Below are 15,280 nucleotides of genomic sequence, written 5' to 3'. Positions count from 1 at the left end.
CATCATCAGGGGAAACCGATCGAGCTTTTAACCCGCTGCATCGCGGCTTTTATCGTCCGGGCTGTCCGTGTCGTCACCACCCTGACTCTTCTCCACTTCCTGCGGATGTCCCATTGAAAGTGCGGCGGCACTGGCGGGATCGAACAGTGACAGACTCTCTATCTGATCAACCATGATCACTTTACGGAATGACATCGCATCTTTGGGTTTCGAGTCGAGCGTGATGTCATGCTCGGCGTACCACTTGCTGTAGTTATGTTCCACCGCCAGCTTCAGCGTCTTGCTGTCGCGGTATCCGCTGAGCATCGGGATCAGCACGATGTTTTTAGTGCTCTCATATTCAAACGTCGAGGCATGAATCATGCCGATGTAAATGCGGCGCGACTTCATCGTAATCCACGCGAGTTCGCCCTCTTCCATGCACTGAAACAGCAGTTGTTCAACGCCGTTGGAGCGTGACAGTTGCTGATAAAGGTCTTTACGGCCCGATACGTTCAGCCGTGCACTGCCCGCCCAGTTTGAGCGATACAGGCAGAGCAGAATGGCAAAAGCGAGCATGATCACAACTGGTGCCTGAATCCCCAGGAAACTCCAGTTCATAAACTCGACCTGCCACTTCAGATGCACGCCGGGGATCATCTGGACGGCATTCGCGATGCCGGAGATACAGAGCAGTACCAACCAGATGATGCCGGTGGCAAATACGCCCTGCAGAACAAAAATACAGCCGTAGAGCGCCACCAGGAAATAGACATCCCAGCCCGACGAGCGACGGATTTTAAAGCGGCTGTTTAAATCGCGGCTGGTGTACCAGTAACCACTCACCATCAACACCATAAATATTGCGGTACCCACCTTATACTCCCTTTAAGGTATTCACGTGCCGGGCAAAATCTTCGTGGACTTCCTCGCTCAGCGTGTTGACTGAAATATTGCCGTTCTCATCAATAATGATGCGCTCACCTTCAGCAATTGAGTCGTTGATATCCTGACGGGTCATAATCTGCAGAAACTTATCGGGACTGGCAAAGACCGACTTAATAAATTTGAACATAGCGATCCCATTGTTGGCCTGAAAAGTGAAGTATGTGACCGAATCGACACTCTCGCCTGTTTAATTTCGGGTGAAATTTCTTAAAATCAACAAATTAGCGAAGCGGTAATCGCCTGTTTAAAACCGATTTCCGCAGAAATCTTCAACGTAACCAGCAGCCTGCCGTCAAAAACATCCTGTTCAGACTCGTCTGGTCTGCAATAACGCTGGCTCACCTCACCGGCGGAAAGGGCTAAGCTCAATGGTTAGCCCTTTTCTGTCACCCTGTCTGAAACGCATCGAGGAAGGTTTGCATGAAACAACGAACACTGGGCCGTACCGGTCAGCGCGTCTCTGAAATTGGCTTTGGCGCATGGGCCATTGGCGGAACCTGGGGAGAAGTGAGCATGGAGGATGCCAAAGCCGCGCTGAATGCTGCGCTGGATGCAGGCATCACCTTTATTGATACTGCCGATGTCTATGGCGATGGCCGCTCCGAAAAAATTATTGCAGAGGTGCTGAATCAGCGCGGCGGTGAACGCCCGTTTGTGGCCACCAAGCTGGGGCGTCGTCTGTCACCGCACGTGGCTGAGGGCTACAACGCCGAAAACCTCAACGCCTTTATCGATCGCTCACGGGAAAATCTGCAGACCGACACGCTGGATCTGGTGCAGCTGCATTGCCCACCGACGGAGGTCTACTACAACCCGGACGTGTTTGCGGTGATGGATGAGATGGTCGCCGCCGGAAAAATCCGTCACTACGGCGTCTCCGTTGAGAAAGTCGAGGAAGGCCTGAAAGCGCTGGCATTTCCAAACGTCTCGTCGATTCAGCTGATTTACAACATTTTCCGTCAGCGTCCCGCGGAACTGCTGTTGCGTGAAGCGAAACGCCGTGATGTGGCGATCATTGCCCGTGTGCCGCTGGCTTCAGGCCTGCTGACCGGCAAAATGCGCGCCGACAGCGTGTTTGCCGCTGACGACCATCGCACCTTTAACCGTAATGGCGAAGCGTTCGATAAAGGCGAGACCTTCTCCGGTGTGCCTTATGAGGTGGCACTGGAGGCGGTGGAGGAGATTCGCCGCTTTGTTACGGGCGACACCACCATGGCGATGTTTGCACTGCGCTGGATCCTGATGAACGAAGATGTCAGCGTGGTCATTCCTGGCGCGAAAAATCGTGAGCAGGCTGAAGCCAATGCCCGCGCCAGCGACGTCGGTGCACTCTCTGAGGATACGATGGCGGCGCTGAAGCAGATCTATCAGGAGAAGATTGCGCCGCACGTGCATCAGCGCTGGTAAATGCGCGTTACAACGCCTGGGCGCACGCCCAGGCGGAACTCCAGGCCCACTGGAAGTTATATCCCCCCAGCCAGCCGGTGACATCGGCCACTTCACCAATAAAGTACAGCCCCGGCACCGCGCGCGCCTCCATGGTTTTCGAGGAGAGCTGCGTGGTGTCTACGCCGCCCAGTGTCACTTCAGCTGTGCGATACCCCTCGGTGCCGTTTGGCTGAATGCGCCAGGCATGCAGCGTCTGCGCCAGTTCAGTTTGCTGTTTGCTGTTGAGCTGTTTCAGGGTGATATCCGGCACCACTTTGAGTGCCTGCAATACTTCCACCAGACGCTTCGGCAGGATTTTCGCCAGACTGTTTTTCAGGCTGAGATTCGGATGCGCTTCACGCTGCGCCGTCAGAAACGCCTCAAGCGGCGTAGCGGGTAACAGGTCGATGGTGACGAATTCGCCGGGCAGCCAGTAGCTGGAGATTTGCAGTACCGCGGGGCCGGAGAGCCCACGGTGAGTGAACAGCATCGCCTCTTTAAAGCGGGTACCATCCTGCGCATCGATGGTGGTGTCCAGCGCAACGCCTGAGAGCGTCTGTAATTGTTCCAGCAGTGGCTTATGCAGCGTAAAGGGCACCAGAGCCGCCCGGGTCGGATACACATTCAGACCAAATTGCTCTGCAATTTTGTAGCCAAACGGCGTGGCACCCAGGCCTGGCATCGACAGACCACCACTGGCAATCACCAGCTTCTTCGCCTGAACCGTACTGCCGTTGAGTTGCAGGGTGTAGCCGCTTTCATCGCGCTCAACACTGAGCACTTCACTGCGCAGTCGCAGGGTGACATTGCCCTTGTCACATTCGGCCAGCAGCAGATCGACAATTTGCTGAGCAGAGTCATCACAGAAGAGCTGGCCCAGGGTTTTTTCATGCCAGGCGATACCGTGGCGATTAACCAGATCGATAAAATCCCACTGGGTATAACGCGCCAGCGCGGATTTACAGAAATGAGGATTGTGCGACAGATACGCCGCCGGTTCAGTGTAGAGATTGGTGAAGTTGCAGCGGCCACCGCCCGACATCAGAATCTTGCGGCCTGGCTTTTTGCCGTTATCCAGCAGTAACACGCTCAGTCCGCGCTGCCCGGCCTGGGCGGCACAGAACAGCCCTGCGGCTCCGGCACCAATGATGATAACGTCAAACTGTTCCACTGCGTTCACTCACTTAACTGGAAAGGCGCAGATTGTAGTGATCTGCTCACCCGGACGCCAGCGTCAAAAAATTGCCGTAAATGTGTCATATTGTATCTGACTAATATCTAACCCTTTTTCACTGAGTAACCCGTTCGCTCTGCGAAGAAAGGTTAAATTAGCGCTATATTTTCCTTTCCCATACAGCACGTTGTCGCGGATAATGCGCCGCGTTCATGTCCTCCAAAAATGGCGTAACGTTTATGCTACATCTGTTTGCTGGTCTAGACCTCAGTACTAGCCTGTTATTGGTTCTTGCCCTGCTGTTTGTATTGTTTTACGAAGCAATCAACGGTTTCCACGACACGGCCAACGCAGTTGCGACGGTCATCTATACGCGTGCCATGCGTGCCCAGCTTGCTGTGGTTATGGCGGGTGTATTCAACTTCCTTGGCGTACTACTCGGTGGATTGAGTGTTGCCTACGCTATTGTTCATATGCTTCCCACCGATCTGTTGCTGAATGTTGGATCGGCTCACGGTCTCGCCATGGTGTTTTCTATGCTGCTGGCGGCGATTATCTGGAACCTCGGCACCTGGTATCTCGGTCTGCCGGCCTCCAGCTCCCATACACTGATCGGCGCGATTATCGGTATCGGTCTGACCAACGCCCTGATGAGCGGAACCTCGGTAGTTGATGCACTCAACATTCCGAAAGTCCTGAACATCTTCCTTTCTCTGATCCTGTCGCCGATTGTCGGCCTGGTGATGGCGGGCGGGTTAATCTTTATTCTGCGTCGCTACTGGAGTAATACTAAAAAGCGTGCGCGTATTCATATGACGCCTGCTGACCGCGAAAAGATCGACGGCAAGAAAAAGCCGCCGTTCTGGACCCGTATCGCCCTGATTGTTTCGGCAATTGGCGTGAGCTATTCGCACGGTGCGAATGACGGTCAGAAGGGCATTGGCCTGATCATGCTGGTCCTGATTGGCGTGGCGCCGGCTGGTTTCGTCGTGAATATGAATGCCTCCGGTTATGACATCACGCGCACCCGCGATGCCGTCAACCATCTGGAACAGTATTACCAGCAGCACAACGCGTCACTGACACATATCATCCAGATGGCACCGCCTAAGTTGCCAACACCGGAAGAAGTGCCGGCAACCAGCCCGCAGGAGTTTCACTGTGACAGCGCGCGAGCACTGCAGGCAGTGCAGCGTGCGCAGGTGTTGCTGAACAATCTGCAGAGCTACGATCAGCTGACCGTTGATCAGCGTGGTCAGATGCGTCGTCTGCTGCTGTGTATCTCAGACACCGCCGATAAAGCGGCCCGTCTGCAGGAAACCACGCCAGATGACAAACGCTTCCTCAATAAGCTGAAAAGTGACCTGCTTGGCACCATCGAGTACGCGCCTATCTGGATTATTGTGGCCGTGGCGCTGGCGCTGGGCACCGGTACTATGATTGGCTGGCGTCGTGTTGCCACCACCATCGGTGAGAAGATTGGTAAAAAAGGCATGACCTATGCGCAGGGAATGTCAGCCCAGGTGACAGCAGCGCTGTCGATTGGTATTGCCAGCTATACCGGCATGCCCGTCTCTACCACGCATATCCTCTCTTCATCGGTAGCCGGTACCATGCTGGTCGACGGTGGCGGATTGCAGAGCCGGACTATCAAGAATATCGCCATGGCGTGGATCTTCACCCTGCCGGTTTGTATTCTGCTGTCAGGTTCGCTCTACTGGATTGCCTTGAAACTGGTGTGATGCCAGCTGACAAAAGGGCGACGCAAGTCGCCCTTTTTTAATGCCAGATCGCCAGCGCCACCAGACTGATAACCACCAGCCCACACAGCGCACTGGTCAGAACAAACTGTCCCCGCACCCGTTCACAGCGCCGGATAAACTCATCGTCGTGGTGATCAAGATAGCGTTTTGCCCAGATATAAGTGACCAGCCGCACCTGTTTACTCGGCTGACCGTGAGAGGTGAAAAACCCCGCCCCATCGACATACTGATACAGCAGTGGATCACAACCCCGTAATACCGCCAGTAGCGCGCGCAGCGATGAAAAATAGCGTGCCATATTCACGATACACACCACACAAAGAGCCCAGAAAAGCGCAATAGTGCTGATCATATTCCCCCCTCCCAGCTGGAATCGCAGCAACAGACTCAGTGTCTGGCACTGAATCCGCCTGCAGAAAAAACCAGCCACTGAATCTCCGGACTGCGAAAATTTTCGACCCCCTGAGCGGCTGCGAACCGGACCGCCTTTTCTCAGTGTAGGAGAATTCTTTACATTTTTTCCAACGATGATTTTCGTTCAGCGCGAGTAAATCTGGCATAGCCTTGATCTTATTCATAAGCCAGACGGCAACAGCAGCATTTACAATGAGAGAAGGCTATACTCAGACTATAACAACATCATCACCTGCAACGCAGGTTGACACTTTGGTGGCGCTCATCGCCCGCTCGCGCAAGGGACTTCGCTAAGCTGTGACGCGGCAGGAACACCGGATGCCATCCTTAATCTCGTGAAAGGAGTTTTATCATGGCTTATAAACACATCCTGATTGCAGTAGACCTTTCTCCCGAAAGCCAGTTGCTGGTGGATAAGGCTGTCTCGCTGGCGCGTCCCTACGATGCCAGAATTTCCCTGATTCACGTTGATGTGAATTATTCTGACCTCTATACCGGCCTGATTGATGTCAACTTAGGGGATATGCAGAAGCGTATTTCTGAAGAGACGCATGCCGCACTGAAAGGGTTGTCAGATGCGGCGGGCTATCCGATCAGTGAGACACTGAGCGGCAGTGGTGACCTCGCCCAGGTTCTGGTTGATGCCATCAAGAAATATGACGTTGACCTGGTGGTGTGTGGTCATCATCAGGATTTCTGGAGCAAGCTGATGTCCTCAGCCCGTCAGTTGATCAATACCGTGCATATCGACATGCTGATTGTGCCGTTGCGCGATGAAGACGAGGCGTAATTCAGACGCTTAACGAAATGAATAAAGCCGGCGCGACGCCGGCTTTTTTTATACGTTCAGAGCGGGGGATAGATATCAAAGCGATGGCTTTTGGTGACCACAGCCGCCTGTGTCACGACACCCGCCAGCGGCGGTGCATAGTCTGGTCGTTTGACCACAATACGCTTTTTCGCCAGTCGACGAGCCGGTTCCAGTAACGCATCCGCATCTTCATCCGGCCCGACCAGCGACTGAAACACCCGCATCTCCTTTTTCACCAGTGCACTTTTCTGGCGATGGGGATACATCGGATCGAGATAGACCACATCTGGCTGCGGCGTAATATCGCCCAGGGCCTGCGCGCTGGCCGCATGAATCAGCGTCAGACGATCGCGCAGCCAGGGGCCAATTTCCGCATCCTGATAACCGCGCTGAAGACCATCTTCAAGCAGGGCAGCCACTACCGGATGACGTTCCAGCATCCGCACCCGGCAGCCGAGCGCCGCCAGCACAAACGCATCACGCCCCAGTCCTGCCGTCGCATCCACCACATCCGGCAGATAACCGCCTTTAATACCCACCGCTTTGGCGACAGCTTCGCCGCGTCCACCGCCGAAACGACGGCGATGCGCCATTGCGCCGGTGACGAAATCAACAAAAATACCGCCCAGCTTAGGCTCATCACGTTTACGCAGTTCCAGGTGCGTTGAGGTCTGCACCAGCGCCAGCAGCGCATCTTCATCGTGCTCCAGCTGCCAGCGCTGCGCTAAACGTGATAAGGCGCCGTCTCCGGCGCCTGATTCATCGAGCAAACAGATTTTCACAAACTGACTTATCCCTGAATGCCGTAGTGTTCCAGCATCGCATCGAGCTGCGGTTCACGACCGCGGAAGCGTTTGAACAGCTCCATCGGCTCTTCAGAACCGCCACGCGTCAGGATGTTATCCAGGAAAGACTGACCGGTTTCACGGTTGAAGATGCCCTCTTCTTCGAAGCGGGAGTAAGCATCCGCCGCCAGCACGTCTGCCCACAGATAGCTGTAGTAGCCCGCCGCATAACCACCGGCAAAGATGTGGCTGAAGGCGTGCGGGAAACGGCCCCATTCCGGACTCGGAACGACCGCTACGCGGCTTTTCACTTCGCGCAGGGTTTCCAGAATCTGCGCGCCCTTCTCCGGATTAAACTCGGTGTGCAGACGGAAATCGAACAGGCCGAACTCCAGCTGACGCAGGATAAACAGCGCGGCCTGGTAATTCTTCGCCGCCAGCATTTTATCCAGCAGTTCTTTCGGCAGCGGTTCGCCAGTCTCAAAGTGACCCGAGATAAACGCCAGCGCATCCGGTTCCCAGCACCAGTTTTCCATAAACTGGCTTGGCAGTTCGACCGCATCCCATGGCACACCGCTGATACCGGAAACGCCAGGCGCTTCGATGCGGGTCAGCATGTGGTGCAGGCCATGACCAAACTCATGGAACAGAGTAATCACTTCGTCATGGGTGAACAGCGCAGGTTTGCCTTTCACCGGGCGGTTAAAGTTACAGGTCAGGTAAGCGACCGGCTTCTGCAGGCTGCCATCGGCTTTACGCATCTGGCCCACGCAGTCATCCATCCACGCCCCGCCACGTTTGTGCTCGCGGGCGTAGAGGTCGAGATAGAAGCTGCCGCGCAGTTCGCCGGTTTCATCGAACAGATCGAAGAACTTCACGTCCGGATGGTAAACCTCAACGTCGGTACGCTGCTTCGCGCTGATGCCATAAATGCGTTTAACGACTTCAAACAGACCGGCGACCGCACGCTCTTCCGGGAAGTAAGGACGCAGTTGCTCATCGCTGATGGTATAGAGATGCTGCTTCTGCTTTTCGCCGTAATAGGTAAGATCCCACGGATTCAGTTCAGTGACGCCATGCTCTTTTTGGGCGAAGGCGCGCAGTTGCTCCAGCTCTTTTTCACCCTGCGGACGGGCGCGTTCAGCCAGGTCATTCAGGAAGTCGATCACCTGAGACGGGCTTTGCGCCATTTTGGTCGCCAGTGATTTATCGGCGTAGGAGTCGAAGCCCAGCAGCTGTGCCAGCTCGTGACGCAGCGCCAGCTCTTCCGCCATGATAGGTCCGTTATCCCACTTACCGGCATTCGGACCCTGATCGGAGGCACGCGTTGCATAGGCGCGATACATCTCTTCACGCAGCGCCGCGTTGTCGCAGTAGGTCATGACCGGCAGATAGCTTGGGATATCCAGCGTCAGCAGCCAGCCGTCCTGCTCTTTGGCTTCAGCCTGGGCTTTCGCTGCCGCCATGGCGCTTTCCGGCATACCGGCCAGCTCACTTTCATCGGTGATCAGCTTGTTCCAGCCCATGGTGGCATCAAGCACATTGTTGCTGTAAGCCGAACCCAGCTCCGAGAGACGCGCGGCGATTTCGCCATAGCGTTGCTGTTTATCTTTTGGCAGGCCAATACCGGAGAGTTCAAAATCACGCAGGGCGTTATCGACCGCTTTCTTCTGCGCCAGATCCAGAGCCGCGTACTGATCACCCTCTTTGAGATTGCGGTACGCCTGATAGAGGCCTTCATGCTGACCGACCCAGGTGCTGTATTCAGAGAGCAGCGGCAATGTCTGCTCATAGGCTTCACGCAGTTCCGGGCTGTTTTTTACCGCATTCAGATGGCTGACCGGTGAAAAAATGCGGCTCAGACGATCGTCGGTTTCCGCCAGCGGCTGAACCAGATTATCCCAGGTATAGGGCGCACCCTGCGCCACAACTTTTTCGACTTCTGCGCGGCATTGGCTCAGCACTTCCGTCACGGCAGGAACAACATGTTCAGGCTGGATGGCAGAAAAAGGGGGAAGCGTAAAAGATGTCAGTAGCGGATTGGTCATAGCGCAGTCCTTTAGAGATGTATGGGGCGCAGCGGGTCGCGCAACGCAATCTAAGTAACATGCGGCTTAGTGTAGCGAAAATCAATGGCAGCCAGGATGAGGTGGGGAAGAAACGCGCGGATGATCGCACGGAAGATGCCTGCTTTTGTCTGATGCCTGAAATCCTGGCGGGCGCGCCGGGCAGATTTTGCGGCCGGTTTACCCGCCTGAAAACCGCAAACTCAGCTCGTCACCCTGAACCGCACTCTGCAATCCCGATTTGTTATCACGCTTCTGGCCCATCAGCGGGTCATCCCTGATATAATCGCCGATTCTCATGCTTTTCCTGCGTCGGTTGCTGTGCGTCGTTCTGTGGGTAATACGTGGGGTAATAATTGGTATAAATTGATTTTCCATCAATTAAAACCTTATACTTTCAACAGGATAAACAATGCTGAGTTATCGCCATAGCTTCCATGCTGGCAACCACGCCGACGTGCTGAAGCACACCGTTCTGAGCCTGATCATCACGGCGCTGAAAGAGAAAGAGAAACCGTTTTTCTACCTGGATACCCATGCAGGCGCAGGTCGCTACCAGCTGAGCGGCGAGCACGCCGAGCGTACCGGTGAATATCTGGAAGGCATCTCACGTATCTGGCAGCAGCCCGATGCGCCGGAATTGTTGCAGCCCTATTTTGATGCGATTCGTGCGCTGAACCGCAGTGGCACGCTGCGCTACTATCCTGGCTCGCCGCTGATCGCCCGTCATCTGCTGCGTGAAGATGACAAGCTGCAACTCACTGAGCTGCACTCCAGCGACTATCCGCTGCTGCGTAACGAATTCAGCAAAGATAACCGCGCGCGCGTCGATCGTGCCGACGGTTATCAGCAGTTAAAATCGAAACTGCCACCGCCGTCGCGTCGCGGGCTGGTGTTGATTGATCCGCCATATGAAATGAAAAGCGACTACCAGGCGGTAGTGAAAGGCATTCAGGAAGGCCATAAACGCTTTGGCACCGGCGTCTTTGCACTGTGGTATCCGGTGGTGTTACGCCAGCAGATCAAACACATGCTGCGCGACCTGGAAGCAACCGGCATCCGCAATATTCTGCAGATCGAACTGGCGGCCCGTCCGGACAGCGATCAGCGCGGCATGACGGCCTCTGGCATGATCGTGATTAACCCACCGTGGAAGCTGGCCCAGCAGATGAATACCCTGCTGCCGTGGCTGCACCAGAAACTGGTTCCGACCGGAACGGGTCACTATGCAGTGAATCAGATCGTTCCTGAATAAGTCCTCATGTGGATTCTGCTGGCAGGTGCGCTGGGCGCCCTGCAACCCGCCCGACGGCTGGCGCTACTGCTGTTAGCGCTCGTCGCGCTGCTGGGATTTTATCATCAGGTTCTGACCTGGCCGGTCTTGCCGCTGCTGGGCGGGATCGCCGCACTGGTCGCGCTGCGCCGCTTTGACCCGATCCGTTCCCGCCAGCAAATCCTGAGCGAGGCGCTACTGGTGCTGATTTCGCTGGGCTTGTTTCTCCATCTTTTCCCTGGCTTTAACAATCCCCTCCAGGTCGATGAGGTGCAGACGGGTGCCCGGAGCCTGCCGTTCAGTTTCTCCTTCAACGCCGATAAAGCGCTGATCCCCTTTGTGCTGCTGGCCTGCCTGCCGACGCTGTTCCGCGCTCGTGCCTGCCCGCCGCGTTATCCGTGGATTGCCGCACTGACGTTAATCGCCGCCGTGCCGCTGCTGCTGTGTAGTGCCGTGCTGCTGGGTGGCCTGGCATTTGAGCTTCACAATCCACCATGGCTGCCCGCGTTTATGCTGGCGAATCTGTTCTTTGTCTCGCTGGCCGAAGAGGCGCTGTTCCGGGGCTATCTGCAACAGCGGCTGAGAGTGGCGCTGGGAGCGATGCCCGCGCTGCTGATCTGCTCGCTGCTGTTTGGGCTGGCACATATCCAGGGCGGCGTACTGCTGGTGGTATTCGCCTCCCTGGCCGGGCTGATTTACGGTCTGGCGTGGCACTGGAGCGGCCGGTTATGGCTGGCGACCGCCCTGCACTTTGCCCTTAACCTCACCCATCTGCTTTTCTTTACCTATCCGGCACTGCATCACTAAACAGTGAATACGGCCAGATCCGAGGCCAGCTCGGTGCGGGGGAAAATCGTCTGGCACTCCGCCAGCAGGCGGCTCATGTCCTTTGCCAGATAGCGGGAGCTGAAATGGGTGGCGATCAGTCGCTTTGCCCCGGCGCGTTTTGCCACGTCGGCGGCCTGCAGGGTGGTGGAGTGCCCGCGTCCGTTGGCTTTCTCCATCATCGCCGCCTCCAGCGTGGTTTCATGCACCATCAGGTCAACATCCGCCGCCAGTTGCAACGCGACGTCGGTCGGTGCGGTATCGCCAAAGATGGCCAGCTTTTTGCCGGGTGTCGCCGGGCCAAGGTAGTCAGCGCCGTTGATTACCCGCCCATCTTCCAGCGTCACACATTCCCCCTGCTTCAGCTGCTGGAACCACGGGCCACGGGGCACGCCTTCCGCTTTGAGCCGCGCGGCATCCAGCAGGCCGGGTTTGTCGTGCTGTTCAATGCGATAGCCAAAACACGCCACCGGATGGCTCAGCGGCCAGGCACTGATACGAAACTCACCGTCATCCAGCGTCCAGCCCGCCTCAATCTCAACAAGGCTCAGCGGATAGTCGGTATAGGAGCCACTGATCGACAGCGCCGTCTCAACAAAGGTCTTTAATCCTTTAGGGCCATAGACCGTCATCGGTGAGGTCAGTCCGGCCATCGACCGGCTGGTGAGTAATCCCGGCAGCCCGAAAATATGATCGCCATGCAGATGGGTGATAAAAATCTTGTCCAGCTTGCCCGGTTTCAGGCTCGAGCGCATAAACTGTAATTGCGTGCCTTCCCCGCAGTCAAACAGCCAGGTTTCACCACTCAGTGCGCGGGTAAAAGCAATGGAGGTCACGTTACGTTGCAGGCTGGGAGCACCGCCGCCGGTGCCAAGAAAAGTAAGGTGCATGGTATGCTTCCCTGTAAGCGAGTGAAAAAACAGAACCCTATTACAATCATAGGCGCAAACTTTGCGTCATTTCGACCTCCAGCGTTACACTCAACCCCAATTTTTTATGCAACCGGATGGATACTTCAATGACCCGACATTTCGACTATCTCGCCATTGGCGGCGGCAGCGGCGGCATCGCCTCAATTAACCGTGCAGCTATGTATGGCCAGAAATGTGCCCTGATTGAAGCAAAAGAGCTGGGCGGCACCTGCGTAAACGTGGGTTGCGTGCCGAAAAAAATCATGTGGCACGCTGCACAAATCGCCGAAGCTATCCATCTCTACGGGCCGGATTATGGCTTTGACACCACGGTGAATCGCTTCGACTGGGCCACACTGGTGAAAAACCGCAGCGCCTACATCGACCGCATCCATAACTCTTACGACAACGTGCTGGGTAAGAACAAGGTTGAAGTGATCAAAGGCTTTGCCCGCTTTGTCGATGCGCACAGCGTTGAAGTTAACGGCGAGATTATTACGGCTAACCATATTCTGATCGCCACCGGCGGTCGTCCGGTTCACCCCAATATTCCGGGTGCGGAGTACGGCATTGATTCCGACGGTTTCTTTGAGCTGGATGCCCTGCCAAAACGCACCGCCGTGATCGGCGCGGGCTACATCGCGGTCGAGCTGGCCGGCGTGGTAAATGCGCTGGGCTCAGAAACCCACCTGTTCGTGCGTAAACATGCACCACTGCGCAGCTTCGATCCGCTGCTTACCGAGACGCTGGTCGAAGTGATGAACACGGAAGGCCCGGCGCTGCACACCGAATCCATTCCAAAAGCCGTGATTAAAAACAGCGATGGCAGCCTGACGCTGCAGCTGGAAAACGGCAGTGAATATATTGTCGATTGTCTGGTCTGGGCGATTGGCCGTGAGCCAGCCAACGATAACCTCAACATCGAAGCTGCGGGCGTGGCGCTGAACGACAAAGGCTATATCAATGTCGACAAGTTTCAGAACACCAATGTCTCAGGCATTTATGCTGTGGGTGACAACACCGGTGCGGTTGAGCTGACACCGGTGGCGGTTGCCGCTGGCCGTCGTCTCTCTGAGCGTCTGTTTAACAACAAACCGGACGAGCATCTGGATTACAGCAATATTCCGACCGTTGTATTCAGCCATCCACCGATTGGTACCGTGGGACTGACTGAGCCACAGGCGCGCGAACAGTATGGCGATGACCAGGTGAAAGTCTACAAATCGTCGTTCACCGCCATGTACACCGCGGTCACCCAGCATCGCCAGCCGTGCCGCATGAAGCTGGTCTGTGTGGGTGCCGATGAGAAGATTGTTGGTATTCACGGCATCGGATTCGGCATGGATGAGATGCTGCAGGGCTTCGCCGTGGCACTGAAAATGGGTGCGACCAAGAAAGACTTCGATAACACCGTGGCGATCCACCCGACCGCAGCGGAAGAGTTTGTGACAATGCGCTAGTAACTCACCTCATGCGCATCCGTTACCCGCTGAAACGTTGTTCTGCGGGTAACGGCCTTAATTAAAATAGGTTTCCCGCAACGGCGTCAGTGCCGCGCCCAGTGCCGAACTGTCTCCCTCAATGGCGCTTAGCAGAATATCCGGATATTCCGCAGAAATGTCCCAGCGTTTACCCGAACACGTCCGCGGCATGGCTAAGAACATTTCGCCCAGCTTCCGGGGAATTTCGCCTCCTAAGATAATGGCCGCGGGATCGATCACCGCATTCATGGCATCCATTGCCCGATGCAGGTTTGGCGTTACCTCTTCTACCCACTGTTGCGCAATCGGCCAGGCCGGATCGAATTTATGATTGAGATCGCGAATATCTTTAATTTCAATACCGCCGTGACGTAACCGATCGATCAGGATCCCCAGAGCCGGCCGCAGCTTGCCCTCTTCCGGCGTAAAAATACGGCTGATCTCCCCCGCATTACCAAATGCACCCTGGAACGGTTTACCGTTAATCACGATGCCACCGCCGAATCCATAATTAAAAGAGAGATAACCAAACGTATCGTATTTCAGCCCGGCGCCTAAAAAGGCTTCAGCGTGCGCCGCCGTCGTGGCGTTATTTTCAATCCATACCGGCCGATCAAATAACATGGTAATTTCACGACGCAGATCGATCCCCATCCAGTTTTTTAAAGGTTCAGGCGGATTGAAATACTTTCGGGAATCATAAAGAAAGCCCGCCATGCTGTATCCCACACCACAGACTTTTTCTGGCGAAATACCGTATTGTTTTAAGGTATCCAGATAGTGATGTTTGATATTGAGTAAGGTACGGGCAGGGTCGCGCGGATGCGTGTCCAGTACGCAGTATTCTGTAATACCGCCCCGGAAATTAATCAGGCTGGCGGCAACACTGTCTGAGTTAATAGAGATACCGTAACCATAACGTGCATTCGCATTCAGTGATAACGACGGGCTGGGCTTGCCTCTTCCCTGGGACGGCGATTCCCCCAGGCTGAGAAAGCCATTTTCGGTCAGCGTATCAACAATACGGTGAACAGATGACTGATTCAAAATGGTTTGCGAAACCAGTGAGGAGCGGGAAATGCCATCGTTACGGCGGACAAGCTCCAGAATGAGTTTTTCACTGCGATTAAGTTCGACATCATGACCAGCGGAATATCCATGAACCACAGCGTTGTCCTCACCATATTTAATAATGGGTTCTGTTAATACCCTAGCATGCTTTTATGCATGACGAATAGTAAAGGGCCCTGCCTTTATGTTTTCGTAAAATGTGCTGATTTTCAGCCTCTCCTGCCCTGCTTATCGCGATCATAAAAGCATCATAATAGTGAAACATAGCAGAGAGACACTCTAATATCATGCAGTGAGCATTATATTAAAAGCGAGCCTGATGTCCGGATGGGTATTTTCGCTGTGCACTGG

Annotated in this window: 14 protein-coding genes; 6 read left to right on the top strand and 8 right to left on the bottom strand. The window is 55.1% G+C overall.

The features are described 5' to 3' along the window. Positions 1-27 precede the first annotated feature (27 nt). Together NP77_RS18480 and NP77_RS18475 are read right to left on the bottom strand one after the other, a co-directional pair. On the bottom strand, positions 28-855 hold the full coding sequence (locus tag NP77_RS18480; RefSeq protein WP_003852139.1) for a hypothetical protein: 828 nt from the start codon (positions 853-855) through the stop codon (positions 28-30). 1 nt (position 856) lies between these two features. Continuing rightward, positions 857-1,054 carry a hypothetical protein gene (locus NP77_RS18475; protein ID WP_003852137.1) on the bottom strand — a complete coding sequence of 66 codons (198 nt, stop codon included), beginning with the start codon at positions 1,052-1,054 and terminating at the stop codon, positions 857-859. Between the two features lie 293 nt (positions 1,055-1,347). Between NP77_RS18475 and NP77_RS18470 the strand changes: the two genes are divergently transcribed. Beyond that, a complete protein-coding gene (locus NP77_RS18470; protein ID WP_008926310.1) occupies positions 1,348-2,334 on the top strand; it encodes an aldo/keto reductase in 987 nt (328 codons plus the stop codon). Positions 2,335-2,341: 7 nt separating this feature from the next. Here NP77_RS18470 and NP77_RS18465 read toward each other — a convergent pair whose 3' ends face one another. Then, a complete protein-coding gene (locus NP77_RS18465) occupies positions 2,342-3,526 on the bottom strand; it encodes an NAD(P)/FAD-dependent oxidoreductase (protein ID WP_072040370.1) in 1,185 nt (394 codons plus the stop codon). 242 nt (positions 3,527-3,768) lie between these two features. On the opposite strand from NP77_RS18465, the gene pitA reads away from it, so the two are divergent. After that, the gene (gene pitA / locus NP77_RS18460; RefSeq protein ID WP_139364727.1) at positions 3,769-5,271 is read left to right on the top strand and encodes an inorganic phosphate transporter PitA; all 1,503 of its coding nucleotides are present in this window, start codon (positions 3,769-3,771) and stop codon (positions 5,269-5,271) included. Positions 5,272-5,308: 37 nt separating this feature from the next. On the opposite strand, the gene uspB is transcribed toward pitA, so the two are convergent. Continuing rightward, complete coding sequence (gene uspB / locus NP77_RS18455) at positions 5,309-5,644, bottom strand: universal stress protein UspB (protein ID WP_003852126.1); 336 nt, start codon at positions 5,642-5,644, stop codon at positions 5,309-5,311. A 414-nt stretch (positions 5,645-6,058) separates the two neighbouring features. Between uspB and uspA the strand changes: the two genes are divergently transcribed. Next, positions 6,059-6,496 (top strand): universal stress protein UspA, encoded by a 438-nt coding sequence (gene uspA, locus NP77_RS18450; RefSeq protein WP_039661159.1) that lies wholly within the window; start codon positions 6,059-6,061, stop codon positions 6,494-6,496. A gap of 56 nt (positions 6,497-6,552) precedes the next feature. Here the strand turns inward: uspA and rsmJ are convergent, their stop codons facing one another. After that, positions 6,553-7,299, bottom strand: coding sequence for a 16S rRNA (guanine(1516)-N(2))-methyltransferase RsmJ (rsmJ, locus tag NP77_RS18445; RefSeq protein ID WP_003852121.1), 747 nt, complete (start codon positions 7,297-7,299; stop codon positions 6,553-6,555). Positions 7,300-7,307: 8 nt separating this feature from the next. Next, complete coding sequence (gene prlC, locus NP77_RS18440; protein WP_039661157.1) at positions 7,308-9,350, bottom strand: oligopeptidase A; 2,043 nt, start codon at positions 9,348-9,350, stop codon at positions 7,308-7,310. A gap of 430 nt (positions 9,351-9,780) precedes the next feature. Between prlC and NP77_RS18435 the strand changes: the two genes are divergently transcribed. Beyond that, a complete protein-coding gene (locus NP77_RS18435) occupies positions 9,781-10,623 on the top strand; it encodes a 23S rRNA (adenine(2030)-N(6))-methyltransferase RlmJ (RefSeq protein WP_008926315.1) in 843 nt (280 codons plus the stop codon). A gap of 6 nt (positions 10,624-10,629) precedes the next feature. Next, positions 10,630-11,448, top strand: coding sequence for a CPBP family intramembrane glutamic endopeptidase (locus NP77_RS18430; protein WP_039661156.1), 819 nt, complete (start codon positions 10,630-10,632; stop codon positions 11,446-11,448). Here NP77_RS18430 and rnz read toward each other — a convergent pair. Beyond that, complete coding sequence (gene rnz, locus NP77_RS18425) at positions 11,445-12,356, bottom strand: ribonuclease Z (RefSeq protein WP_008926317.1); 912 nt, start codon at positions 12,354-12,356, stop codon at positions 11,445-11,447. The two genes, NP77_RS18430 and rnz, sit on opposite strands and share 4 nt — an antisense overlap. Positions 12,357-12,484: 128 nt before the next feature. On the opposite strand from rnz, the gene gorA reads away from it, so the two are divergent. Then, a complete protein-coding gene (gorA, locus tag NP77_RS18420; protein ID WP_008926318.1) occupies positions 12,485-13,837 on the top strand; it encodes a glutathione-disulfide reductase in 1,353 nt (450 codons plus the stop codon). 57 nt (positions 13,838-13,894) lie between these two features. On the opposite strand, the gene NP77_RS18415 is transcribed toward gorA, so the two are convergent. Next, positions 13,895-15,025 carry an ROK family transcriptional regulator gene (locus NP77_RS18415; protein ID WP_003852110.1) on the bottom strand — a complete coding sequence of 377 codons (1,131 nt, stop codon included), beginning with the start codon at positions 15,023-15,025 and terminating at the stop codon, positions 13,895-13,897. Between the last annotated feature and the right edge of the window lie 255 nt (positions 15,026-15,280).

The sequence above is a fragment of the Pantoea sp. MBLJ3 genome (assembly GCF_000816655.1).
Classification (GTDB): Bacteria; Pseudomonadota; Gammaproteobacteria; order Enterobacterales; family Enterobacteriaceae; genus Pantoea; species Pantoea eucalypti.
This window is presented reverse-complemented; position numbering and strand designations above follow the sequence as displayed.

Coding starts and splice junctions, on each gene's coding strand:
- NP77_RS18475 (WP_003852137.1), bottom strand. CDS start 1,054: ATGTTCAAATTTATTAAGTCGGTCTTTGCCAGTCCCGATAAGTTTCTG.
- NP77_RS18470 (WP_008926310.1), top strand. CDS start 1,348: ATGAAACAACGAACACTGGGCCGTACCGGTCAGCGCGTCTCTGAAATT.
- pitA (WP_139364727.1), top strand. CDS start 3,769: ATGCTACATCTGTTTGCTGGTCTAGACCTCAGTACTAGCCTGTTATTG.
- uspB (WP_003852126.1), bottom strand. CDS start 5,644: ATGATCAGCACTATTGCGCTTTTCTGGGCTCTTTGTGTGGTGTGTATC.
- uspA (WP_039661159.1), top strand. CDS start 6,059: ATGGCTTATAAACACATCCTGATTGCAGTAGACCTTTCTCCCGAAAGC.
- prlC (WP_039661157.1), bottom strand. CDS start 9,350: ATGACCAATCCGCTACTGACATCTTTTACGCTTCCCCCTTTTTCTGCC.
- NP77_RS18435 (WP_008926315.1), top strand. CDS start 9,781: ATGCTGAGTTATCGCCATAGCTTCCATGCTGGCAACCACGCCGACGTG.
- NP77_RS18430 (WP_039661156.1), top strand. CDS start 10,630: ATGTGGATTCTGCTGGCAGGTGCGCTGGGCGCCCTGCAACCCGCCCGA.
- rnz (WP_008926317.1), bottom strand. CDS start 12,356: ATGCACCTTACTTTTCTTGGCACCGGCGGCGGTGCTCCCAGCCTGCAA.
- gorA (WP_008926318.1), top strand. CDS start 12,485: ATGACCCGACATTTCGACTATCTCGCCATTGGCGGCGGCAGCGGCGGC.